This is a genomic window from Serratia fonticola (assembly GCF_001006005.1).
GTDB lineage: Bacteria > Pseudomonadota > Gammaproteobacteria > Enterobacterales > Enterobacteriaceae > Chania > Chania fonticola.
The window spans coordinates 161,044-185,816 of record NZ_CP011254.1 but is presented as its reverse complement, the minus strand read 5'-3'; the positions used below and the strand labels follow the sequence as shown (position 1 = coordinate 185,816).

Sequence of the window (24,773 nt, the reverse complement as noted above, 5' to 3'; positions counted from 1 at the left end):
CATGCAATTGCGTAAAACACTCTTGGTCGGACTGGTTTCCGTGACTTTGTTGAGTGGTTGCTCGCTGTTTAGTGGCGAAGAAGACGTGGTTACCATGTCGCCGCTGCCAACGGTTGAAAATCAGTTCACGCCGAACAAAGCGTGGAGCACGTCGGTCGGTGATGGCATTGGCGAGTACTACTCTCACCTGCGCCCGGCTTATCAGGACAGCACGGTTTATGCTGCCGATCGTCGCGGTACGGTGAAAGCGATGGACCTGGCCGACGGGAAAGAAAAATGGAAGGCCGATCTCTCAGAGAAAACCGGCTTCTTCTCCAGTAACCTGCCTGCGCTGCTGTCTGGCGGCCTGACGGTGTCTGGCTCCAACGTGTACGTTGGCAGTGAGAAAGCGGTGGTGTATGCGCTGAATACCGAAGACGGTAAAGTCGCCTGGCAAACCAAGGTTGCGGGTGAAGCGATTTCCCGTCCGGTGGTCGCCGAGGGGCTGGTGCTGATCCATACCTCCAACGGTCAGCTGCAAGCGCTGAACGAGTCGGATGGTGCCATCAAGTGGACGGTCAACCTGGATATCCCTTCACTGTCACTGCGTGGTGAGTCTGCTCCGGCAACGGCCTTTGGTGCAGCGGTAGTTGGCGGTGACAACGGTCGCGTCAGCGCCGTGTTGATGCAGCAGGGTCAGTTGATCTGGCAGCAGCGTATTTCCCAGCCAAGCGGTGCGACCGAGATCGACCGCCTGAATGACGTAGATACCACGCCGGTGATTATTGACAACGTGGTCTATGCCTTGGGTTACAATGGCAACATGGCGGCGCTGGATCTGCGCTCCGGCCAAATCATGTGGAAACGTGATATGGGCTCGGTGAACGACTTTATCGTCGACGCAGGCCGTATCTATGTGGTCGATCAGAATGACCGTGTAGTGGCAATGAATACCGAAGGTGGTGTTAACCTGTGGCGCCAGAGCGATCTGCTGCACCGTAACCTGACTGCACCAACGCTGTATAACGGCTACCTGGTCGTCGGCGATGCCGAAGGTTATCTGCATTGGATCAATACCACCGATGGCCGTTTTGTGGCTCAGCAGAAAGTGGATAGCTCCGGCTTCCTGTCCGCGCCAATTGTGGCCGGTGACAAACTGCTGATCCAGGCGCGTGGCGGCAAGGTTTACGCCTTCACTCGCTAACAGTTTTTACTCAGTAGATCGCAAATTGCGGTTAGTGATATTTACTACACGCCGTTTGATAGGTCTTACCCTATGGATTTCGAGTTGCAGCTAGGCGCCAAGCTATCTCATCCCCGGGAGCTTACTTTTGGGTAAGTGACCGGGGTGAGATAGTGCAGGTAACAACGCTGCAGCTTGAAAGACGACGGGTAATGGGATAACGGCTCCTGCTATCAGGGGCCGTTTCGTATTTTTAAGCTATGCCGCTGCTGTCTATTGCGCTGCATAGTAACGCATTGATTATTAAGTAATGAGGCTTCAACATGATACCTGTCGTTGCGCTGGTCGGGCGCCCGAATGTCGGTAAATCCACCTTGTTTAACCGTTTAACACAGACGCGCGATGCGCTGGTGGCGGATTTCCCCGGGCTAACGCGAGACCGCAAGTATGGTCGTGCTGAAGTTGAGGGCAACGAATTTATTATCGTCGATACCGGGGGTATTGACGGGACGGAAGATGGCGTTGAAACGCGTATGGCCGGCCAGTCGCTGCTGGCGATCGAAGAGGCCGATATCGTCCTGTTTATGGTCGATGCCCGTGCCGGGTTGATGCCTGCCGATCAGGGGATTGCCCAGCACCTGCGTAATCGCCAGAAGGCGACGTTCCTGGTTGCCAACAAAACCGATGGCATGGATCCGGACACCGCGACGGCAGATTTCTATTCCTTGGGCCTGGGCGACGTCTATGCGATTGCCGCTTCCCATGGCCGTGGCGTCACGCAGCTGATTGAGCACGTGCTGGTGCCATTTATCCCGGCAAAACCGGAAGAAGTCGAGCTGACCGAAGAAGAAGCCAATGCCGCCTATTGGGCCGAGCAGAGTGGTGAGCTGGAAGACGGTGAATATGAAGATCCGGAAGACGACTTCAACCCGCAGGATCTGCCGATCAAACTGGCGATCGTTGGCCGCCCTAACGTAGGTAAGTCGACGCTCACTAACCGTATCCTCGGCGAAGAGCGTGTCGTTGTGTTTGACATGCCAGGCACGACTCGCGACAGCATTTACATTCCGATGGTGCGTGACGAGCGCGAATACGTGCTGATCGACACCGCCGGGGTGCGCAAGCGTGGCAAGGTTACCGAAACCGTAGAGAAATTCTCGGTGATCAAAACGCTGCAGGCGATCGAAGATGCCAACGTAGTGTTGTTGGTGGTCGACGCCCGCGAAGGCATTTCCGATCAGGATCTGTCGCTGCTGGGCTTTATCCTCAATAGTGGGCGCTCACTGGTGATTGCGGTCAACAAGTGGGACGGCATGAGTGAGGAAGATCGCGATCACGTCAAAGAGATGCTCGATCTACGCCTGGGCTTTGTCGATTTCGCGCGTGTGCACTTTATCTCTGCGCTGCACGGCAGCGGTGTGGGTAACCTGTTCGAATCTGTGAACGAAGCCTATGAGTGTGCTACTCGTCGCGTAAACACCTCGATGCTTACCAAGATCATGCAGATGGCTGCCGAAGACCACCAGCCGCCGTTGGTGCGTGGCCGCCGCGTGAAGCTGAAATACGCGCACGCAGGGGGTTATAACCCGCCTATCGTGGTGATCCACGGTAACCAGGTATCCGATCTGGCCGACTCTTACAAACGTTACCTGATGAACTACTTCCGTCGTTCACTCAAGGTGATGGGGACGCCGATCCGCATCCAGTTCAAAGAGGGCGAAAACCCGTTTGCAGGTAAGCGCAACACCTTGACGCCAAACCAGATGCGCAAGCGCAAGCGCTTGATGAGCCACCTGAAGAAGTCAAAATAACAATCGTAGGGCGTGGAATTGATACCACGCCCTATTTTTATCCTGCTTAAACCGTTCTATTATCTGCCAATCTCACTTCTTCACCGACCCTGCAAAGGAACCTCATGTCCTGGGAAACCTGGAGTTTTGCCTTTAGCGTCACCGTACCCAACTTATTGATGATGCTGCTGGGGATCCTGCTGCGCCACTGGCGGCTGTTGGACGATCGCTTTATCGATGGGGCCACCAAGCTGGTATTTAATCTGGCGTTGCCCTGCCTGTTGTTCTTCAGCATTGCCACTAACCACCCGCAACTGCGCGATAATTTTGCTCTGGTGATCTACGGTGCGGTAGGGACGATTGTGACCTTCCTGTTGCTGGAGATCGCAGCCAAGTGGCTGGTGAAAGAACCACGCGAGCGTGGCGTGTTCGTGCAGGGAGGATTTCGGGCGAATACCGCGATTGTCGGCCTGGCTTATGCCATGACCGCCTACGGCGATGAGGGCGTCGCGATTGCCTCGCTGTATCTGACCGTGACGGTGATCCTGTTTAACGTGCTGTCGGTCATCACCCTGACGCGTAGCCTGCAAGGCGGCAACGGGCAGAAGATCAAACATCTGTCATTGCTGCGCAGTATCGTGACTAATCCGCTGATCTTGGGGCTGCTGAGTGGTCTGGCCTATGCACAGACCGGGCTGGGGATTGCGCCAGTGCTCAAGCAGACCGGCAGCTATATCTCAGGCTTGTCATTACCGCTGGCCTTGCTGTGTACCGGGGCCAGCCTCGATCTGCGAGCCATGTTCCGCTCTTCTAACGTCGCGGCGTTGTCGTCGTCGGCTAAACTGTTTTTGGTACCGGTGTTGATGACGTTTGGGGGTTGGCTTTGCGGTTTCGAGGGCGCTACGCTCGGCATTATTTTTATGTTCTCGGCGACGCCAACCGCCTCCGGCAGCTATGTGATGACGCGTGCCATGGGGGGCAACGCGACGTTGGCCGCCAATATTATTGCGATCACCACGGTGGGATCCTTCTTTACCACCGCGTTGGGGATCTCTTTCTTGCGCTCGTGGGGCGTGATTTAAACCAGGAGGAAAGATGGACGCCTTATGTCCGGTTTGTGCCCAGCCGATGAGCTGGGTGAATGGCCACTATCATTGTGACGGCTGCAACAGCGATTACCGGCAGCTTGCTGAGTGCCCCGACTGCGGGCAACCGTTGCAAGAACTGAAAGCCTGTGGCGCCGTGGATTATCTTTGCCAGCATGGCCACGGGCTGATCTCCAAAAAGCGGGTGAAGTTCAGCTATCAACCGGTGGAATGACCTCATGCATCATAGAGCCGATGGTCGTGCGTGCTGACCGCTGGCGACACCTTGTTTTGGCTGAGGCGTTTAACCGAGGCCCGTACCGCCAAGCGCCCGTGCAACAGCATATTGCTGGGTGGCGCATCCGGGCGCAGCATACGGCGCTGCAATAGAGCGATGGCCTCTGCACCCAGCTCATCACGAGGAACGTGAACCGAGGTCAGCGGCACGTCGTGGATCTCCGCCAGATTAAAACCATCCGTACTCATCACCGAAATGTGCCCCGGCACGTTGATATGCATCTTCTTTAGCGCATTAACCGCACCTACCGCCATATAGTCACCCCCTGCCAGGATCGCCGTCGGCAATTGTGCCCGATCGGTAACGCTGTTGATAAAGGCCGTGATGGCCTGCTCGGCTTCTTCGCTGCCGAAACCGGAAGTGGTGACCAGATGCTGGCGATCATCGAAGGGAATATTGTGCCGCATATAGGCCTGTTTGATCCCCGCCAGCCGCAGCTCCATGGTATTGCGCCGCAGACATTGCAGATTGAGGATACGGCTGTGGCCCTGTTGCAACAGATAGTTGGCGGAATATTCCCCAATCAGTTGATGGTCGGGGGAGACGCTGTCTAGCCGCATCTGGCGATCGGTGCAGTTAATCAGAATGCAGGGCTTGTTCAGATCGGCGGCCAGCGTATGGATATGCTCGTCATCAATACCGATGATCAGCACGGCTTCGGTTAACGGATCGCTCATCTTTTCCACAAACAGCATGCTATCGCTATGTTGCTCCTCTAACCCGCAGTAGCGGATCCTGACATCATGTTGCGCCAGTGCGGTGGTTATCCCCTGGATCACCTTGTAGTAGAAAATATCGGTGCGGACATCAAAAGCGCGCTGCGGGGCAAATACCATCACGTTGTTCAACATCAGCCTGCCGTTAGAAAGCCCCTGCAAAATACCGTTTTGCTGAGCGCAGGCCAGCACCCGTTGCCGCGCCTCGGCGCTGGTGTTGGCTTTCCCGGCCAACACGCGTGAAACGGTGCTGATCGAAAGGCCGGTTTGGCGTGCAATTTCCTGTATTTTCAGCTTTCCGTTCATTTTGTGATCTCCTTCAAATTCGGTCGTGAGAATATTTTCACGGCGTATATCTATCTTTCAGACGGCTTTCTATGGCTATAACGGCGAAATTTTAACTATCGTATGAAAATTTTTGCAAAATTCGCCATTTCACTCGCACTCTCCGCTGGTTAGTCTGCGTTGGTACACCAATTTTATAGATTTATCAGTCCAATTTATTGGATGGAATACAAGTAAAACAACATTAAATCATAGGGTTGTCGCAGCATTGACGTTGTATTTGTGGCCGGCGTCACAAATAACGCTGTTAACACCTCCGTTAGCAAGAGTTGCCCTACCAAAAAGGCGTATGGTCGCCGCGGAGATCAAGATGAGTGTAGAAATCAATCAAACGGTAGTCGCCAGCAGCCGCCGTAAATTCAAATCGTTGCGCTGGTGGATGTTGGCCCTGTTCCTATTGGGCGTCACGGTTAACTACATTACCCGCAACTCGCTGGGGATTCTGGCACCTGAGCTGAAAACCAGCCTCAACATGACCACCGAGCAATATTCTTGGGTGGTCGCCTCCTTCCAACTGGCTTATACCCTGTTCCAACCGATCTGCGGTTGGCTGATAGACGTCATAGGTCTGAAGATGGGGTTCCTGGTTTGTGCCAGCATCTGGGCGGTGGTATGCATGATGCATGCTGGCGCGGGCAGTTGGTTGCAACTGGCGATCCTGCGTTTCTTCATGGGTGCAGCTGAAGCGGCGGCTACCCCGGCTAACGCCAAAGCGATTTCTGACTGGTTCCCGAAAAAAGAACGGCCGATTGCTGCTGGCTGGGCAGGGGTCGGCTTCTCGATAGGTGCGATGTTGGCTCCGCCGATCATTGTGATTGCCCACGTTTCCTTCGGCTGGCAGGGGGCATTTTTGTTCTCCGGTGCTCTGGCGCTGATCTGGGTGGTGTTGTGGTGGGTGTTTTACCACTCGCCGCAACAGCACCCGAACCTGAGCCAAAAGGAGTTTGATCTGATCAACGAGGATAATGAACCGGTACTGCCGAAGCTGCCGTTCTTTAAATCGTTGGCGATCCTGTGCAAAAACAAAAAATTCTACGGTATCGCCATCCCAGCGTTTCTGGCTGAACCGGCTTGGGCAGTATTCAGCTTCTGGGTGCCGCTTTACTTGGCCACCGAGCGCGGAATGGATCTCAAACAGATCGCCATGTTTGCCTGGCTGCCGTTCCTGGCGGCGGATATCGGCAGCGTCGCCAGTGGTTATCTCACTACGCTGTATCGCAAATGGTTCGGCTGTTCCCGCGTGAACTCGGTGGTGGCCAGCTCGGTGACCGGGGCTTTCATGATGGTGTCGCTGGCGTTTGTTGCGATCACCAAAGATCCCTACATCGCGATCGCGCTGATCTCCATTGGTGGCTTTGGACACCAAGTGATCTCCTGCATGTTGAGCGCACTGGTAGTGGAATCCTTCGATAAAAACCAGATGGCGACGGTAAACGGTATGCGCGGCTCCAGCGCCTGGATCGCCAGCTTCCTGTTTACGCTGTTGATTGGTGCCGTTTCCGACACCGTCGGCTTCAACCCGCTCTTCGTCGCCATGGGCTTCTTCGATCTGATTGGTGCGATGTTCCTGATCGGTTTGATCGCCGAGCGCGGCAAAAAACCTTCACCTACTGTGTAAGTTGGATAATTATGAAAACGTTAAAAAACTGGACGCTGGCTGGGCAATATGCCGACCGTGTTGAACTGCTGGTGGACGAGCAACACCTGTTCTGCTTGTACGTGTTGGAAAACAATCTGTTCCGCGTGCTGATTAAACGCCACGGCGAACTGGCACTGGATCGCACCTGGAGTATCGCCCCGCAAGAGGATGTGCCTTGGGAAGGACGGGATCGCCTCAGCGTCGCCGGTTTTGGCCTGCCGGGCTATCAACTTAGCCAGCAGGCAGACAGTTTGACGGTCGCGACCCCGCAGCTGCGCGTGACGATACATCAGCCGCTATGGCTGGAATGGGAATACTGCAATGCGGCGGGGGAATGGCTACCACTGGCTGCGGATCGCCCAACCAGTGCCTATCTGCTCAATGCGCACGGCGACGGCGTGGCGCACTATCAGCGCCGCCATCAGGGCGAACGTTACTATGGGTTAGGTGAAAAAGCGGGCGATCTGGAGCGTACCGGCCGCCGCTTTGAAATGCGTAACCTGGACGCGATGGGCTACAACGCCGCCAGCACCGATCCGCTCTACAAGCATATCCCTTTTACCATCACGCGCCGGGAAGAGGTCAGCTTTGGCCTGTTCTATGACAACCTGAGCAGCTGCTGGCTGGATTTGGGTAATGAGATCGACAACTACCATCTGGCCTATCGCCGCTATCAGGCCGAGGCGGGCGATCTGGATTACTATCTGTTCCTGGGGCCAAAGGTGCTCGACGTCACCAAAGCCTTCGTGCGCCTGACCGGTAAAACCCATTTTGGGCCGAAGTGGAGCCTGGGTTACAGCGGATCGACGATGCATTACACCGACGCACCGGATGCCCAGCAGCAGTTGCAGCAGTTCATCCAACTGTGCCGTCAGCACGCCATCCCGTGCGATTCGTTCCAGCTCTCTTCCGGCTATACCTCGATCAATAACAAACGCTACGTCTTCAACTGGAACTACGACAAGGTGCCGCAGCCTAAACAGCTTAGCCAAGCCTTTCACGATGCTGGGCTGAAGCTGGCGGCGAATATCAAACCCTGCCTGTTGCAGGATCATCCCAAATATCAGCAGGTGGCGGAACTTGGCTTGTTTATCCGCGATTCGCAAAGCGACGGCCCGGAACGTTCCAGCTTCTGGGATGACGAAGGGTCGCATCTCGACTTCACCAACCCGGCAGCGGTACGCTGGTGGCAGCAGGGGGTGACGGAGCAACTGCTGGAAATGGGGATTGACTCCACCTGGAATGATAACAACGAGTATGAAGTGTGGGATGGAGAAGCGCGCTGCCACGGTTTTGGCAAGCCGATTGCCATCAAGCATATTCGCCCGGTGATGCCGTTGCTGATGATGCGCGCCTCACTTGAAGCACAGCAGCGTTTTGCGCCGAACCTGCGGCCTTATTTGATCTCGCGCTCCGGCTGCGCCGGTATGCAGCGCTATGTGCAAACCTGGAGTGGGGACAACCGCACCAGTTGGCAAACCTTGCGCTACAACACTCGTATGGGGGTGGGCATGAGTCTGTCCGGGCTGTTTAACGTTGGGCACGATGTGGGCGGTTTCTCCGGTGATAAACCGGACGCGGAACTGTTGGTGCGTTGGGTACAAAACGGGGTCATGCACCCGCGCTTTACCATCCATTCCTGGAATGATGATGCTACCGTCAATGAACCCTGGATGTACCCGGCGGCTACGCCGATGATCCGTGATGCTATCAACCTGCGTTATCGGCTGATGCCGTACTTCTACACGTTGCTGTGGCAGGCAAGCCATGATGATGAACCGATGCTGCGGCCAACCTTCCTCGATCATGAGCACGATGATCGCACCTTCGGAGAAACCGATGATTTCCTGATTGGCCGCGACCTACTGGTGGCCAGCGTGGTGGAGCAGGGGCAGCGCCAGCGTAAAGTCTACCTGCCGGATAACGTTGATGGTTGGTACTGCTTCTATAGCGGCCAATGGTACAGCGGTGGCCAGAGCATAGTGCTGGAGGCTCCGCTGGAACGCTTGCCGTTGCTGGTACGCGCTGGGGCAGGGCTCCCGATGTCACAACGGTTGGGGCACGTAGACAATGCAGCAGACGATCGCCGTGAACTGCGGCTGTTCCCCACCAAGGGCTGCGGATGGTCCTCAGGCCTGCTGTTTGAAGACGATGGGGAAAGCCATGGCTGGCAGCAGAATAATGCGCTGTGGCTCCGCTGGGAGGCGGTGAGTGACAATCAGCGCATCGAACTGATCTTCACCCACGAGGGGCATTTCAAACCGACGTGGCAGGTGCTGAACATTGTGTTGCCAGCAGGCGAGACTCGCGAGCTGTGGGTGAATGGGGTTTGTTGCGATAGCTATGTGCTGTGACTAATGCCATATCCCAACCCTCTGCAGAGGGTTGGGGAAGTATCAAACTGGATGAAGTTTTGCCTAAAAAAGAAGAAGTCGATCAGCTCTGCCACTAACCGCTATTCCACCACGCGTTTCTTACGCGGCTTTTTCGCCACGGTGACGGTTTTGACTTCACTCTCCACCCAGCCATCCTGCAGACGGGTTTTCAGCATTTCCCCAACCTGTGCCTGCTTGGTGGTTTTCAGTAACTCACCTTGTGGCGTCTGCGTTACGCTATAGCCGCGAGCCAAGGTTGCCAGCGGGCTAACCGCCTCCAGTTGGCTACAGGCGACGCCAAAGCGTTGGCGATAGCCATTAAGTTGCCGCTCCATCCCCTGTTGCAAACGGTATTCCTGCTGCTGAACGCGCTGCTGCAAGCGGTGGATGCGGCCCATCGGCTGGACCTGCGCCAAGCGCTGCTGCACACGTTCACTGCGGCGAGAAGATAGCCGTATTTGCTGCTGCATCCCATCTTCCAAACGGCGCTGTAGCTTGAATAGCAGCGTTTGCTGTCGGGCCAGCCGCAGGTGTGGATGCTGCTGTTGCAGACGGTGATTGATGCGGGTGAACTGCTGCTGGCGCTGCGCCAGATAATAGTCCATCGCCATTTCCAGCCGCTGTTGCTGTGACTGCAATTGGCGCAGCAGCTCAAGCTGATTACGGCTGACCAACTCTGCGGCCGCTGAAGGGGTGGGAGCCCGCAGGTCGGCAACAAAGTCGGCAATGGTGACGTCGGTTTCATGGCCGACGGCGCTGACGATCGGGATACGGCTGGCAAAAATTGCCTTCGCGACGCGTTCGTCGTTAAAACTCCATAAATCTTCTAACGAGCCACCGCCGCGCCCGACGATCAGCACATCACACTCATCGCGGCGGTTGGCGGTTTCGATCGCGCGAACGATCTGCAACGGAGCTTCTGCACCTTGCACGGACGTGGGGTAAATCACGATCGGCAGTGAAGGATCGCGCCGCTGTAGCACCTGCAAAATATCGTGCAGCGCTGCGCCGCTGGCGGAGGTGATCACCCCAACGCATTTGGCCGGGCTTGGCAATGGTTGCTTGAACTGCTGATCAAACAAACCTTCGGCTGCCAGGCGCTGTTTCAACTGCTCGAATTGCTGTTGCAGCAGGCCGTCACCGGCAGGCTGCATGCTTTCGGCGATCAGTTGGTAATCACCGCGTGGTTCATACAGGGTGATGCTGGCCCGCACCAGAACCTGCTGGCCATTTTGCGGGCGAAAGGTGGTGCGCCGGTTGCTGTTGCGGAACATCGCACAACGCACCTGGGCACGGTCATCTTTCAGCGTGAAATACCAGTGGCCGGAGGAGGGCTGGGAGAAGTTGGAGATCTCGGCGGAGAGCCAAATCTGCCCCATTTCCATTTCCAGCAGCTGTCGAACCGTCTGATTGAGGCGGCTTACGGTAAAAATGGACGGTGAAGTAGGTAGTGACATGTGACCCAGATCAAATTTCAAAACAAGCACTTAATTGGTCGATATTACAGCTCGGCGAAAGGTAATCAAGAGTTTTTGTAAGAAAGTGCTGGAGGCAACCGATTACGCTCTGTATAATGCCACGGCAATATTTTATCTTTTCTGCATCCACCTTGGTGAGATATTGCCCATGCTACGTATTGTAAAAGAAGCTCTAACGTTTGATGACGTTCTCCTGGTTCCAGCCCACTCCACAGTTCTGCCTAATACCGCAGATCTTGGCACCCAACTGACCAAATCCATCCGCCTGAATATCCCTATGCTGTCCGCAGCCATGGATACCGTAACCGAATCCAACCTGGCTATTGCGCTGGCGCAGGAAGGCGGTCTGGGCTTCATTCACAAAAACATGTCCATTGAGCGCCAGGCGGAAGAAGTTCGCCGGGTGAAAAAACATGAAAGCGGCGTGGTCACGGACCCACAGGCCGTTACTCCTTCCACCACACTGGCAGAAGTGAAAGAGTTAACCGCGCGTAACGGCTTTGCCGGTTACCCGGTTGTGACCGAAGAAAACGAACTGGTGGGGATCATTACCGGCCGTGACGTGCGCTTCGTAACCGATCTGACTCAGCCTGTCACCGCAGTGATGACGCCAAAAGAGCGCCTGGTCACCGTCAAGGAAGGCGAAGCGCGTGAAGTCGTGCTGCAAAAAATGCACGAAAAACGCGTTGAAAAAGCGCTGGTGGTGGACGACAGTTTCCACCTGCTGGGCATGATCACCGTCAAAGACTTCCAGAAAGCAGAGCGTAAACCTAACGCCTGTAAAGATGAGCATGGCCGTCTGCGCGTAGGCGCTGCGGTAGGTGCCGGTGCTGGTAACGAAGAGCGTGTTGATGCGTTGGTCGCTGCCGGTGTTGACGTACTGCTCATCGACTCTTCACACGGCCATTCCGAAGGCGTGTTACAGCGCATCCGTGAAACCCGTGCCAAATACCCAGACCTGCAAATCCTTGGCGGTAACGTTGCGACCGGGGCTGGTGCCAAAGCCTTGATGGAAGCCGGCGTGAGCGCGGTGAAAGTGGGGATCGGTCCTGGCTCTATCTGTACGACTCGTATCGTCACCGGCGTAGGTGTTCCGCAGATCACCGCTATCGCCGATGCGGTAGAAGCGTTGGAAGGGACTGGTATCCCAGTTATCGCTGACGGTGGTATCCGCTTCTCTGGCGATATCGCCAAAGCGATTGCTGCCGGTGCGTCCTGTGTGATGGTTGGCTCAATGCTGGCGGGTACGGAAGAATCTCCGGGCGAAATCGAGCTGTATCAGGGCCGTTCGTTCAAATCTTACCGTGGGATGGGTTCTCTGGGCGCAATGTCCAAAGGTTCCTCGGACCGTTACTTCCAGACCGATAACGCCGCTGATAAACTGGTGCCGGAAGGTATCGAAGGCCGTGTGGCCTACAAAGGCATGCTGAAGGCGATCGTACATCAGCAGATGGGCGGCCTGCGTTCCTGCATGGGCCTGACCGGCTGTGCGACCATCGACGAACTGCGTACCAAAGCCGAGTTTGTGCGCATCAGCGGTGCCGGTATTCAAGAAAGCCATGTGCATGACGTGACCATCACCAAAGAATCACCAAACTACCGCATGGGCTAATGCTTTAACCTCTCTCCTGCGGGAGAGGGGCAGGGATGAGGGGGCAACCTCTCATCCCAAATACCCTTTTTGCTCTTTTTCTCTGTTGCTGGAATTTGCCTCACATGACAAAAAATATTCATAAGCATCGCATCCTGATCCTGGATTTCGGTTCACAATACACTCAACTGATTGCCCGCCGCGTGCGTGAGATTGGTGTTTACTGTGAGCTGTGGGCCTGGGACGTCAGCGAAGAGCAGATCCGCGAATTCAATCCAAGCGGCATCATTCTCTCCGGTGGCCCGGAAAGCACCACCGAACTGAGCAGCCCGCGCGCGCCAGAATATGTCTTCACCGCCGGCGTACCGGTATTGGGCGTGTGCTACGGCATGCAGACCATGGCCATGCAGCTGGGCGGCCATGTACAGGGTTCAACCGAGCGTGAGTTCGGTTATGCGCAGGTGGAAATCACCCAATCAAGCGCCCTGATCCGCGATATCGAAGATGCGATCAGCCCGGCAGGCAAACCGGTATTAGACGTATGGATGAGCCACGGCGATAAAGTTACCGCTATCCCGTCAGATTTCGTCACCGTTGCCAGCACCGATACCTGCCCGTTTGCCATTATGGCCAACGAGGAAAAGCGCTTCTACGGCGTACAGTTCCATCCGGAAGTGACCCATACCCGTCAGGGCCAGCGTATCCTGGAGCGTTTCGTACTGGATATCTGTGGTTGTGAAGCGCTGTGGACACCAGCCACCATCATCGAAGATGCCGTTGCGCGTATTCGTGAGCAGGTCGGTGAAGATCACGTGATCCTCGGCCTGTCTGGCGGCGTGGATTCATCCGTTACCGCCATGCTGCTGCACCGTGCCATTGGCAAGCGCCTGACCTGCGTATTCGTAGATAACGGCCTGCTGCGCCTGAACGAAGCTGACCAAGTGCTGGAAATGTTCGGTGACCACTTCGGCCTGAACATCGTGCACGTAGCGGCAGAGAACCGTTTCCTGAGCGCGCTGGCGGGTGTTGATGAGCCTGAAGCCAAGCGTAAGATCATTGGCCGCGTCTTTGTCGAAGTGTTCGACGAAGAAGCCTGCAAGCAGAGCGCCGTGAAGTGGCTGGCTCAGGGCACCATCTACCCGGATGTGATCGAGTCTGCCGCTTCCGCTACCGGCAAAGCGCACGTGATCAAATCGCACCACAACGTCGGTGGCCTGCCGAAAGAGATGAAGCTGGGTCTGGTGGAACCGCTGAAAGAGCTGTTCAAAGACGAAGTGCGCAAGATTGGTCTGGAGCTGGGCCTGCCGTACGACATGCTGTACCGCCACCCGTTCCCAGGGCCAGGTCTGGGCGTGCGCGTATTGGGCGAAGTGAAGAAAGAGTATTGCGATCTGCTGCGCTGTGCCGATGCGATCTTTATCGAAGAGCTGCACAAAGCAGATTTGTACAACAAGGTCAGCCAGGCGTTCACCGTGTTCCTGCCGGTGCGTTCTGTCGGCGTGATGGGCGATGGCCGTAAATACGATTGGGTTGTCTCTCTGCGTGCGGTAGAAACCATCGACTTTATGACCGCGCATTGGGCACACCTGCCTTACGATTTCCTTGGCCGTGTTTCCAACCGTATCATCAACGAAGTCAACGGTATTTCCCGTGTGGTTTATGATATCAGCGGGAAGCCACCGGCGACGATCGAGTGGGAATGATTCAGTCGATTTCCTCCCTGCACTGAAGCATTTAGTTTGATGATAACCCTCTGTTTTTACAGGGGGTTTTGTTTTTACTCTATTATGAATTTCGACTAACTCACACCTGTTGACGGTATTTTTGACGGTATTGCCAATTGGCATATTGTTAGTCTGCTTAACTTTATTTTTGTACGAAAAACTAGCCCAAGGAGCGCATGGGCTGCAATGCATGTTGTTAGACAAAGGGATCCATCAATATATAGCTGGCATCCTTACGTTTATGTTGATCAATTAACGGCACCAGGCGTTTAAAGTGTTCGCTCGCGCAGTGAGCATCCAGCGCCGCGCGATCGGGCCACTCTTCGATAAAGATAAAGTGCCCGGCGTCCTTTTGATCGACATACAGATCATAGGCGATACAGCGGGGTTCCTGCTTGGTGGCTTCAACCAGTTCTTGATAAAGCGGCAACACCGTTTCTATCGCTTCAACCTTGATAAAATCTTCGGCAATGACTTTCAGCATTTTTATTCCTCATCCACTTTTACGACCCGGGTATTGCCTAAGTTGAGTGCTTGCCCGGCATGACCGATTGGTGTCATGCGAGGTATCGGCTGGCCGCTGTCGTTTTCCACCAGGCGTGAATAGTCCTCTCCTGCCGCAAAAAGATGATCTTCTCCCCATTGGCGCAGTGCGACGATAATCGGGAAGATTTCTCGGCCTTTATCGGTCAGCAAATACTCCTGATAGGCGCTGCCATCGGCGGCAGGGCTAACTTGCAAAATCCCCTGGGCGACCAGCGTGCGTAGCCGAGTGGAAAGAATATTCTTTGCCATCCCCAGATTCTTTTGAAACTCACTAAACCGGCTGATGCCGTCAAAGGCGTCGCGGATAATCAGCAGTGACCACCAGTCACCCAGCACATCCAAGGTTCGTGCTACCGGGCATTGAGCATCCTCAAGGCTTTTACGTTTCATGCTGCGGCTCCAGAATTATTCTAGTTGCATTATAAAACCTCCTTCACTAAAGTGCATTGAGTTTAATAATGAAACCACCTTGACGAGGCGCTTGATGAGTGATAAACCGCTGGAAATCTTCCGCTCGCAGTCTGTTGAGCTTTTACCTACGTCATTGGTGCTGCTGTTGTCTGCAGCCTGCGCTTTCAGCGTGGCCAATGTTTATTACGCGCAACCGCTGCTTGATGCCATTGCGGTGGATTTTAAGATCAGCCTGGCAAGAGTAGGGATGGTGATCGCGGCGACCCAGGTCGGCTGTGCCTGTGCGCTGTTATTGGTGGTTCCTTTGGGGGATTTGCTGGATCGCCATCGCCTGCTAGCGGTGCAGCAAATACTGTTGATTGGTGCGTTGCTGATGGTGGTAGCGTCTAGTAGCAGCCTGGCGCTACTGGCGGCTATGCTGCTGGTGGGGCTGTTGGGAACCGCGATGACGCAGGGATTGATTGCCTTTGCCGCTACGTTAGCCTCTCCGCAGGAACGTGGACGCGTAGTGGGGGCCGCTCAGGGAGGAGTGGTGATGGGGTTACTGCTGGCGCGCACTCTCTCTGGGTTGCTGGCGGATATCGGCGGTTGGCGAACGGTCTACTGTTTCTCAGCGGCTATTACCCTGATATTGCTTCCTGTTCTAGCTCGTTTATTGCCAAAGCAGCCAACTTCCGAGTTGAAGTTAAGTTATTGGCAACTGCTGGGCTCAATGCTGAGCCTGTTGCGCCATGACCGGATTTTGCAGATACGCGGTATGTTGGCGTTGCTGATGTTCGCGGCATTCAGCATCTTCTGGAGCACGCTGGTTCTCCCTTTGAGCCAACCCCCATTTCTTTTTTCTCATTCGACTATTGGTGCATTTGGGCTGGTAGGGGCAGTCGGTGCGCTGGCGGCGATGAGAGCCGGGCATCTAGCTGACCAAGGCTGGGGGCAGCTAGCTAGCGGGATATGCCTGCTATTGCTGATGATCGCTTGGCTGCCGCTTGGGTTGATGGAGCGAGGAATGGTGTACCTGATTGGCGGTATCATCCTGCTGGATCTTGCCGGGCAAGCGATCCATGTCCTCAACCAGAGCATGATTTTCACTGCGCACCCGCAGTCCCACAGTCGTCTGGTCGGGTGCTACATGCTGTTTTATGCCGTTGGCAGTGGGTTGGGGGCGTTTGCCGGTAGCCATATTTATGCGTGGGCAGGCTGGCATGGCGTATGCTGGCTGGGCGGCTCGGTAAGCCTGATGGCATTGCTGTTTTGGTGGTGTACGCTGAAATATTGCCGTTGACCCTTCCATACGCCAGTGCAGGTTTATCCAGCAGCTTTTTTTCCGCCATACCCTGGATAAACAACAATCCCAACGCAATGACGACTGGGATAAACACCAGCATATTCAGCCAGAACCAGCCGAGAATATGCATCATCTGCCCAGATAACAGAGAGGCTAATGCGGTGGTGCCGAAGACAAAAGAGTCATTCAGTGATTGCACCTTCAGCCGTTCTTGATGCGTGTAACAAGCGCTCAGCATGACGGTCGCGCTGACAAAACCAAAGTTCCAGCCGACGCCCAGTAGGATTAATCCGCCCCAGAACCAGATGACCTCGGTGCCTATCATGGAAACCGCAGCGGCGCAGGCCGTCAGCAATAGCCCGCTGGCGCAGACGTTACGAGGCCCGAAACGCGATATCAGCCTGCCAGTGATAAACGCCGGCGCGTACATGGCCAGAATATGCCATTGGATACCTAATGTGGCGGTGGACAGGCTGTGTCCGTGATGGATCATTGCCAGCGGCGTTGCAGTCATCATAAACGTCATCAGCCCATAAGAGACCAGGGCCGCGACTGCGGTGGTGATAAAGCGCAATGAACCGGCGATTTCCCTCAGAGAGCGAATTTTATCTGTTGATGTTGATTGAACGGGTTCGGAAAGTGGGTTTGGTTGAGCCGCCAAGCGAGCGGTCATGCGCCGCATTTGCCATAAAAGCAGCAACGCAATCAACGCCAGCAGAGACTGCCCGAGGAAACTGGCCGACAGGGGGACTGGCAATAGGTTTTGCGTCCAGATCACCAGTTGTGGGCCAATTACCGCTGCCAACAGTCCGCCGAGCATAACCCGGGAGATCGCCACGGGTTGCTCAGGTTTGGCGACATAATCCGTTACCGCAAAACGGTAGCTTTGTACGCACGCCGCGTAACCCCCGGCCATCAGGCAGCCCAGACAGAACAGGATGAAGGAGCCGTTTATGACGCCCCATGTAGCTATTATCCCCCCGATGAACGCACTGAGCGCACCAAGGGTATAGGCGTTAACACGCCCAAAGCGGGCTATCAGGGCTCCTACAGGTAACACCGACAAGGCCAGGCCAATGTTGAAGAGACTGACCGGTAACGTGGATAAGGCTTTATTACTGCTTAATGTCTCACCCACCAATCCGCCTAGCGAGATGATAATCGCAGGTGAGGATGCACCTATCGCCTGAAGGGCAAAAAGCAGATGTACGTAGCGCTTTGTTTGTGCGCGGTAGGTGTCTATCCCTGTATTGACGCCAGCCGGATCCACGATGGCTATTCCTTGGTTGGTTATGGGTAGTGAATATCCTGAATGAATCAGGCGCAATATTGAACTGACCCCATGACGCCTGATTCGGTAATAGCGATCAATAGTACCCTAGCAATTTCCACCAGGCGAGGCCGACAACGAAGATCAGAATGACGTTGAACGTCACCACGCAAAAATTGATTTTGTAGAAACGTGGCCGTTCAAAATATCCCTGAGCGAAGTAAATGGGGCCAGGGCCGCCGCCATATTCGGTATTTCCCCACATCAGATTGCTGAAAATACCAAAACAGATGGCAACCATCATCGGTGGTGCGCCAGCAGCGATGGCGGTAGCTGCGAACGGAGCATACAGCGCGGCGACGTGGCCGGAGGCCGTGGCAAACAGATAATGCACATAGATATACAGTATCCCCAGAATGACAAACGTCTGCATTGCGCCAAAACCGCTAATAGTGGTTTCGAGCTTGGTGGTCATCCAACTGATAAAACCGAGGCTGGACAGCCCGCCCGCCAGGCTGATGATGACGCTGAACCAGATCACCGTATCCCACGCGGCCTGATCTTTAAGCAGATCTTTCCAACTCACCGCATGAGTAGCAAACAGATAGGCAGCCAACCCCAGCCCTACCGTGGTAGCCGATAATCCTGTCAGCAGACTGGTGCCCCAGCCCAGCAGTGCCAAGATAAAACCCAGCGCGACCTTTTTTTCAACGCCTGACATCGCACCTAGCTCATTGAGAGCACGGCGTCCCATGTCTTTCGCTTCCGGGGTCTTTTTAAGTTCCGGGTTCAAGATCTTATAGACCAGCAGTGGCATCAGGAAAAAGCACACCATGGCGGGAACGACCGCGGCCACGAACCAGCCACCCCAGGTTATTTCTACCCCCAACGAATCTTTTGCCAGACTGCCCACCAGTGGGTTCGCCGCCATACCTGTCAGAAATATGGCACCGGTAATGGGGGTGAACTGGAAGCACACCATAATCAGAAAGTCGCCGATCTTTTTACCGCTCTTACCTGGTGCCGAACCTAAGACTTCATTGATAGAGCGTACGATGGGAAAGATGATGCCTCCCGATCTGGCGGTTACCGAAGGCATGGCCGGAGCCATAATCAGATCGGATACCCCTAGCGAGTAGGCAATCCCCAGGCTGCTGCCACCAAATAATGACAGCATTTTATAGGCGATGCGCTTACCTAAACCGGAGGTAACGAACCCCAGTGACAGGATATAAGCACAGAAAATCAGCCATACTGTCCCACTGGCAAAGCCGGATAAGGCTTTAGCCTCTGTCAGGGTACCGGTAAAAATGGCTACGCAAAGCGCGACCAGCATAACGGCCCCGGAGGGCAGTGGTTGAGTCAGAATTGCTGCAATAGTTGCTGCAAAGATGGCGAACATCTGCCAAGCCTGCGGTGTTAATCCCTCGGGTACCGGATAAAACCAGATCGCCAAGCCTAAAAGCAGGGGGATCAGGGTGGCGATAGCTTTTTTCTTTCTGTCGGGTGATCCTGCTGACATAATTATCTCCTTATACAAGGATTGAATTTCCTGCGGATGCGTTAGCCCTGTTTGGCTGAATGTTGTACTGCCCGATCCACCATTTGCGGTGCCATACCCAAATAATTGGTCGGGTCGGTAAGCTGCTCAATCAGCTCTGGCTGCAGACGGCTGGCAATGGCCGGCAACGCGTTCAGCACATCGGCGAGGCGTCCTCCCTGTTCATTGACAATACGGCAGGCGTCATACACCACATCATGGGCATCCTGGCGGCCAATATAAGGTGCAAGCCCCATCATCACGGCTTCGGCTACGATCAACCCATTAGTCATGTTCAGGTTTTTTGCCATGGCAGCTTCATCCACAATCAGCCCACCGAGCATAAATCTTGCCTGCTTCAGTGCACCGGCGCTGAGAATGAAGCTTTCTGGGATGGCTATCCATTCGGCATGCCAAGGCCCGGTGGCGCGCTCAAGATCCTGGACCATCGCATCCAACATCAACCCAGCCTGTTGACGGACCCCTTTGGCGCAGGCCAGCATAAGTTCACTGGAAATAGGATTTCGTTTTTGCGGCATGGTACTGCTGGCACCACGGCCTTTGACGAAGGGCTCATAGAGTTCGCCGAATTCGTTTGAGGCCATCAGCATGACGTCATAGGCGATTTTGCCCAGTGAGCCGGTGATCAGGCCCAACAGGTTAACGGCTTCGGCAAAACCGTCGCGTGCTACATGCCAGGTGGAGGCAGGAGTGCCCAGCTTCAGCTCTTCCATCATCGCCTGCTGCACAGCCAGCCCCTTATCCCCCAGCGATGCCAACGTCCCGGCGGCTCCGGCGAATTGGCCTACCAGAACGCGCGGGCGGGCTTGCGCCAGGCGTTCGGCGTGTCGATCAAACATATTGAGCCAGATTGCCGCCTTATAGCCGAAGGTGATCGGCAAGGCTTGTTGCAAATGGGTGCGTCCGGCCATTGGGGTGGTTCGGTAGCGCTGTGCCATGTCAGCCAGAATGCGGCGTAGTTCGGTGATATCGGTTTCGATAAGTTCGAATGCATCGCGGATTTGCAGGACGACAGCGGTATCCATAATATCTTGTGTCGTTGCACCCCAGTGAACGTATCCCCCTGAGCTGCCAGCCTGCTTCGATATCTGATGCACCAACGGCAAAATGGGATAGCCAACGATTTCGGTTTCATGACGCAGTAGGTCAAAATCCAGCGTGTCTGCACTGCAACTGGCCGCAATTTCCTCTGCGGCTTCCGCTGGGATCACCCCACAGCGAGCTTCGGCTTTGGCCAGAGCGACCTCCACCTCGACGTACTTGCGCACCAACTCGCGATCATCAAAAATGGCACGCATTTCCGGGGTACCAAAAGCGTCACGGAACAGAATAGAATCAAGAACATTAGAAGCCATATTGCCTCCCTGAGTGTAAGAATGATGGTAAGATTTATTTCATATGTCATATAGGGACAGGTGGCTAAGCAGCAGCTCGTGAGGAGCGAGGAAACGAGGGCTCTTGCTGTTCAGGTTACTTTAAATGTCCGTACATTTGATATGTCCGGACAATATATAATGTACGGACATTTGAGCAAAGCTGTCTTGCTACAACTTTGTGATGTTGATCTGAAAGTTTTTTCGGGAGTAACGGCCAGACCGCTATGAAAGAATCTCTTTATAAACGTATTGCTCGTGAGCTGGTGCAAAGCATTGCCTCGGGTAAGTACCCGGTTGGCACGTTGCTGCCACCTGAAATGGAGCTGTGTGAACAGTTTGATGTCAGCCGACATACCATTCGTGAAGCCTTGCGTGATATCACCGAGCAGGGATTGATCGTCAGGCGCAAGGGGATTGGCACTCTGATAGTGGAAAAAAAATCAGACAGCGCTATGAATCACCCGTTGGCCAGCCTGGAAGATTTGCTTTTCCTGGCCAACAATAACCTTCGGGTGGTTAAAAAGATTGATGAGGTGGTGGCTGATGAGGAACTATCTCAAGTGATCGGCGGTTCGCCGGGTTCGCGCTGGTTACATATCGCCAGTATCCGCGAAGACGGCGCAAAGAAAGACGCGCCCATTTGCTGGACAGACAGCTATACCCGCCTGATTTACGACAAAATACGTCGCCTGGTGCGCAGCGATCCCTATGCATTGATCAGTGAGCTGATTGAAAAACATTATGGGGTCAAGAGTGAAGAGGTTCGGCAGACCATCACCGCCGTTGGCGTATCGCCGAAAATTGCCAAAGTGCTTGGCGTTGAACCCGGTTCACCCGCGCTGAGAATTGTTCGTCGTTATGTTGACCGCCATGGGGAGACGTTCGAAACGACGGTGTCTATCCATCCGGCGGACAGATACGCTTGTTCCATTGTGCTGAAACCGCAAGCTTAAGAACAACGCTATCTTTTCGGCGAATGCATCAGGTAATACTCTTCTCCGCCGTCACCACCGGTGGAGACGCTCTGCCAGCCGTGTTTGTGATAGAACGCTAGCGCCTTGCGATTTTGCACCAGGCACTTGAGCGAGCCGGTTGAGGTAAATGTCTGCTCTGCGGCATGCAATAGCGCACTGCCCACGCCCTGTGGCGGCAGGAGGGGATCGACATACAGATTATGAATAAAATCTTCAGCTCGATAGATCGAGACAAAGCCGATCAGCTTGCCGTCCTGTTCGGCTACCCAGATCTCTTCGCCAATCGTTGAACGATCAAAATCTTCCAGCCGGTAATTTCGCGTGTCGCGCCAGGTAAAGGCGGCTTGGCGGGCGGCAAGGTACAGGCTGCGCAGGAAAGGGCGATCGGCCTCTTGGTAAGGTCTTATTTGCATGGCGGCTCCTGATGATTTGCTAGCACTATAGCTGACAATCAACTCATTTCAACGCTGGTACCTAGCCATTTACCGACCCTTCTACTTCGCCGTTGGTTTTGGCCTGCTGCTCAAGGTTATGATGAAGACGCCGTTTATTCCGTTCTTTATCGTCGGCTTTTTGTTCGTCACCTTTATTCCGGTACAAAATCTGCTGCCGGTAGCCGTGCTGGGCGCGGCGTTTGCGGTCTACGAATTCTTTAACCAGCAGAAAAAGGCTGGGTTCCAGCAATCACTTCGGGGGATCTGGAAGATGGCATCTGAAATCAATGTGACCGAAGCGGCGCTTGAAACTCTCCCTCGGGCTACCTGGGAGTGGCCCTTTATTTTTCGAGTGATTCAGGAGTGTAAATCCATTTTATTGTGGATTAAATCTAATTTATTAGTATAAGACACAATATTTTATAGTTATGAGCCTTGTTGGCTGTAACTGCTAACTCTATAATTTAGTGTGTTAGGGAGCATAACTAAGGGGGGACAAACATGTTGGACTTAAGCCTCAGTAAGCCGAGTGAGATAGTCAAACTGCTGTGCGAGCGCCTACGTACAGAACGGTTAGCTTTGCAGATGACGCAAGCTGATGTGGCCGCACGCGCTGGTATTGGGGTCAATACGGTGTCCAATTTGGAGGCTGGGCGCAGCGTGGGCTTCGAGAACGTGATCCGGGTAGCCATGGTGCTTGGACGAAGTAAGGAGCTGGAAGCGCTCTTCTTGCCTAAGCTGGATAGCTTGGAGGACATTCTGCGCTATGAAAGCAGTGCCAAGCGTCAACGCACCAAGAGGAAACTCACTCATGCTTGAACAGGTTGATGTCTATTATGATGGCTGGGGTGAGCATTGGCGGTGGGGCACACTGGTTTCTACGACAGCGATTACCGGTCGTCCGCTGATTGCGTTTGAGTTCAGCGACGAGGCGAAGAATAGAGGATTAGAGTTGTCCTCCTTCAGACTTCCTTTGGCGGGGGGCAAGTTACGCAGGGATTTCCCACCCCATCAATGGGGGCTACCTGGGCCTGTCTACGACTCGTTGCCAGACGGCTGGGGCATGTTGCTGATGGATCGTTTGTTTAAGCGCCGCGGCCTCAATCCAGCACGTATTGGCCCATTAGAACGCTTGGCCTACATTGGCAATAATGCCATGGGGGCAATGTCGTTCGAGCCTGTGGCACTCGAGGGGCTAGTGCCTGAAGTGCATCTTGCCGTTGAGCGGCTGGCCGCAGAAGTACAGGAAGTGCTCAATGGTGAGGGAGGGGAGTTCCTGCAGCAATTGCTGTTGGTGGGCGGTTCTCCGCAAGGTGCCAGGCCAAAGGCCCTGGTTTATCGCGATCCTCAAAACGGAACATTTACCACCGCTTCCATACCAGGATTTGAAGCCTGGCTGATCAAGTTTCCGGCCAAACAAGAGCATCCCGAAGTGTGCGCCATCGAAATGGTCTATGCCGAATGCTTGCGCACGTGCGGTATCCAGACCCCCGATACTCAGCATTTCACACTGCCTGATGGGTTGGCGGCCTTCGCGATCAAACGCTTTGATCGCCAAGACGGCCTACGCGTGCCCATGCAAAGTCTTGCCGCGTTTACCGGAGCCGATTACCAAACTGCTGGCGCTTTGGACTACGTAAATTTCTTGCGTGCAACTCAGTTATGCACCAATGATATGCGGCAGAAGGCGCTCGCGTTTGAGCGTGTAGTCTTCAATATTGTGTTCAACAACCGAGACGACCACCCCAAGAATTTTTCCTACATCATGTCATCGACCGGTGAATGGAAGTTAGCACCAGCCTACGATGTGACTTTTTGCGAGGGGCCGGGCGGGTACCATCAGATGGACGTGATGGGCGAGGCTTTGGAGATCTACCGAGAAGGTCTGCTAGCCCTGGCGGATGAAGCAGAAGTCCCAATGGATACGGCTGGCAGCATCATTGATCGAATGTGTGACGTGGCCAGTCAGTTTGCGACTATAGCTCGCAACATGTACCCAAGTGCGATCACGCAAGATACCCTGCGCACTATTCAACATCGCATTGACGAAAACATCGATCTGCTACGCTAAACCTGGGGTTAAGTACTCAAGGGCAACGGCCCGAAGGTTATAACCCCTTCACCGTAATCAACGCGGTGTTTAACTGAGCTACCGCCTGCTTGGCAGACATATCGGGATAGGTGAAAAAGACATTCAGCACGCGGAAAAACACCTCTTTCGTCTGTACATCCACCGCTATTGAGTGTGCCATGCTCGGTAGTAAATGGTCGGCGGCTCCTGCACTCTTGAACAGCTTGGCAGCTTTTTGTGCGCAAACATCAAAGGTGCTCATGTCGATATCGGTACGTGCCGGAATTGACCCTTTGAACTGATTAAAACGACGTTGGAAATCGGGATCCATAAGCACATCCGCCAAGTGGCGCTGTGCCTCAATGGCTGTGGCGTTGCCGCTCTGCTGCAAAATGGTAAAGCTGTCGGTGCCGTAGATAAAATAGTTTTCACTGCCGGGTGTCGCGACGCACAGAAAATCGTTCCCCGGCACGGCGCCCATCTGCATCAGTTCGTCTTTGGCCCTGTCCCCCATGATCATCATGGCTACCTTACCGCTGTAGAGCAGCTCGACGGACTCATGCCATGGGCTGCGTACGTAATTAGGATCGATCTCGTCATGCAGGCGGCGGAACAAAAAGGCTTCATTCCTCTCGGTTTGAA

General features: G+C 54.5%; 20 protein-coding genes and 2 pseudogenes. 13 read left to right on the top strand and 9 right to left on the bottom strand.

From position 1 onward, the window contains the following. Window position 1 precedes the first annotated feature (1 nt). The 4 genes from bamB (at window position 2) to WN53_RS00690 (ending at window position 4,272) form a co-directional block, all read left to right on the top strand. Window positions 2-1,183, top strand: coding sequence for an outer membrane protein assembly factor BamB (bamB, locus tag WN53_RS00705; protein ID WP_024484235.1), 1,182 nt, complete (start codon window positions 2-4; stop codon window positions 1,181-1,183). A 302-nt stretch (window positions 1,184-1,485) separates the two neighbouring features. After that, window positions 1,486-2,973, top strand: coding sequence for a ribosome biogenesis GTPase Der (gene der / locus WN53_RS00700; RefSeq protein WP_024484234.1), 1,488 nt, complete (start codon window positions 1,486-1,488; stop codon window positions 2,971-2,973). A gap of 104 nt (window positions 2,974-3,077) precedes the next feature. Next, window positions 3,078-4,034, top strand: coding sequence for an AEC family transporter (locus tag WN53_RS00695; RefSeq protein WP_024484233.1), 957 nt, complete (start codon window positions 3,078-3,080; stop codon window positions 4,032-4,034). A gap of 13 nt (window positions 4,035-4,047) precedes the next feature. After that, window positions 4,048-4,272, top strand: coding sequence for a zinc ribbon domain-containing protein (locus tag WN53_RS00690; RefSeq protein WP_024484232.1), 225 nt, complete (start codon window positions 4,048-4,050; stop codon window positions 4,270-4,272). 2 nt (window positions 4,273-4,274) lie between these two features. Here WN53_RS00690 and WN53_RS00685 read toward each other — a convergent pair whose 3' ends face one another. Beyond that, a complete protein-coding gene (locus WN53_RS00685) occupies window positions 4,275-5,357 on the bottom strand; it encodes a LacI family DNA-binding transcriptional regulator (protein WP_024484231.1) in 1,083 nt (360 codons plus the stop codon). A gap of 349 nt (window positions 5,358-5,706) precedes the next feature. Between WN53_RS00685 and WN53_RS00680 the strand changes: the two genes are divergently transcribed. Together WN53_RS00680 and WN53_RS00675 are read left to right on the top strand one after the other, a co-directional pair. Beyond that, window positions 5,707-7,014, top strand: coding sequence for an MFS transporter (locus WN53_RS00680; protein ID WP_024484230.1), 1,308 nt, complete (start codon window positions 5,707-5,709; stop codon window positions 7,012-7,014). Between the two features lie 11 nt (window positions 7,015-7,025). Further along, a complete protein-coding gene (locus tag WN53_RS00675; protein ID WP_024484229.1) occupies window positions 7,026-9,389 on the top strand; it encodes a glycoside hydrolase family 31 protein in 2,364 nt (787 codons plus the stop codon). Between the two features lie 101 nt (window positions 9,390-9,490). Here the strand turns inward: WN53_RS00675 and xseA are convergent, their stop codons facing one another. Beyond that, window positions 9,491-10,867: an exodeoxyribonuclease VII large subunit gene (gene xseA, locus WN53_RS00670; RefSeq protein ID WP_024484228.1), complete on the bottom strand. Its 1,377-nt coding sequence runs from the start codon at window positions 10,865-10,867 to the stop codon at window positions 9,491-9,493. A 169-nt stretch (window positions 10,868-11,036) separates the two neighbouring features. Here xseA and guaB point away from each other — a divergent pair, with 169 nt between their 5' ends. Then, a complete protein-coding gene (guaB, locus tag WN53_RS00665; RefSeq protein ID WP_037411907.1) occupies window positions 11,037-12,500 on the top strand; it encodes an IMP dehydrogenase in 1,464 nt (487 codons plus the stop codon). A gap of 104 nt (window positions 12,501-12,604) precedes the next feature. Further along, entirely contained in the window at window positions 12,605-14,182 is a 1,578-nt protein-coding gene (gene guaA, locus WN53_RS00660; protein ID WP_024484226.1) for a glutamine-hydrolyzing GMP synthase, read from the top strand. Window positions 14,183-14,399: 217 nt separating this feature from the next. Here the strand turns inward: guaA and WN53_RS00655 are convergent, their stop codons facing one another. Beyond that, window positions 14,400-14,687, bottom strand: coding sequence for a putative quinol monooxygenase (locus WN53_RS00655; protein WP_037411904.1), 288 nt, complete (start codon window positions 14,685-14,687; stop codon window positions 14,400-14,402). Window positions 14,688-14,689: 2 nt separating this feature from the next. Further along, on the bottom strand, window positions 14,690-15,139 hold the full coding sequence (locus WN53_RS00650) for a winged helix-turn-helix transcriptional regulator (protein WP_021807173.1): 450 nt from the start codon (window positions 15,137-15,139) through the stop codon (window positions 14,690-14,692). Window positions 15,140-15,233: 94 nt separating this feature from the next. On the opposite strand from WN53_RS00650, the gene WN53_RS00645 reads away from it, so the two are divergent. Continuing rightward, a complete protein-coding gene (locus WN53_RS00645) occupies window positions 15,234-16,442 on the top strand; it encodes an MFS transporter (protein WP_024484225.1) in 1,209 nt (402 codons plus the stop codon). Window positions 16,443-16,551: 109 nt separating this feature from the next. Here WN53_RS00645 and WN53_RS27010 read toward each other — a convergent pair. From WN53_RS27010 to pcaB, 3 genes and pseudogenes are all read right to left on the bottom strand, one after another. Next, window positions 16,552-17,583: pseudogene (locus WN53_RS27010) on the bottom strand (MFS transporter); the annotation flags it as partial. A gap of 229 nt (window positions 17,584-17,812) precedes the next feature. Continuing rightward, window positions 17,813-19,237 carry a DASS family sodium-coupled anion symporter gene (locus WN53_RS00640; protein WP_024485810.1) on the bottom strand — a complete coding sequence of 475 codons (1,425 nt, stop codon included), beginning with the start codon at window positions 19,235-19,237 and terminating at the stop codon, window positions 17,813-17,815. A 41-nt stretch (window positions 19,238-19,278) separates the two neighbouring features. Continuing rightward, on the bottom strand, window positions 19,279-20,631 hold the full coding sequence (gene pcaB, locus WN53_RS00635) for a 3-carboxy-cis,cis-muconate cycloisomerase (RefSeq protein ID WP_024485811.1): 1,353 nt from the start codon (window positions 20,629-20,631) through the stop codon (window positions 19,279-19,281). Between the two features lie 245 nt (window positions 20,632-20,876). On the opposite strand from pcaB, the gene WN53_RS00630 reads away from it, so the two are divergent. Next, entirely contained in the window at window positions 20,877-21,605 is a 729-nt protein-coding gene (locus WN53_RS00630; RefSeq protein ID WP_024485812.1) for a GntR family transcriptional regulator, read from the top strand. Between the two features lie 8 nt (window positions 21,606-21,613). Here WN53_RS00630 and WN53_RS00625 read toward each other — a convergent pair whose 3' ends face one another. Beyond that, window positions 21,614-22,039, bottom strand: coding sequence for a GNAT family N-acetyltransferase (locus tag WN53_RS00625; RefSeq protein WP_024485813.1), 426 nt, complete (start codon window positions 22,037-22,039; stop codon window positions 21,614-21,616). Window positions 22,040-22,127: 88 nt separating this feature from the next. Here WN53_RS00625 and WN53_RS27005 point away from each other — a divergent pair. From WN53_RS27005 to WN53_RS00610, 3 genes and pseudogenes are all read left to right on the top strand, one after another. Continuing rightward, window positions 22,128-22,342 (top strand): annotated as a pseudogene (locus WN53_RS27005) (PTS sugar transporter subunit IIC); the annotation flags it as partial. A 219-nt stretch (window positions 22,343-22,561) separates the two neighbouring features. Further along, window positions 22,562-22,879, top strand: coding sequence for a helix-turn-helix domain-containing protein (locus tag WN53_RS00615; protein ID WP_024485815.1), 318 nt, complete (start codon window positions 22,562-22,564; stop codon window positions 22,877-22,879). Continuing rightward, window positions 22,872-24,131, top strand: a complete 1,260-nt coding sequence (locus WN53_RS00610; protein WP_024485816.1) for a type II toxin-antitoxin system HipA family toxin — start codon at window positions 22,872-22,874, stop codon at window positions 24,129-24,131. The genes WN53_RS00615 and WN53_RS00610 overlap by 8 nt, the downstream gene beginning before the upstream one ends. A 37-nt stretch (window positions 24,132-24,168) precedes the next feature. Here the strand turns inward: WN53_RS00610 and WN53_RS00605 are convergent, their stop codons facing one another. Next, window positions 24,169-24,747: a hypothetical protein gene (locus WN53_RS00605; RefSeq protein ID WP_024485817.1), complete on the bottom strand. Its 579-nt coding sequence runs from the start codon at window positions 24,745-24,747 to the stop codon at window positions 24,169-24,171. Window positions 24,748-24,773 lie beyond the last annotated feature (26 nt).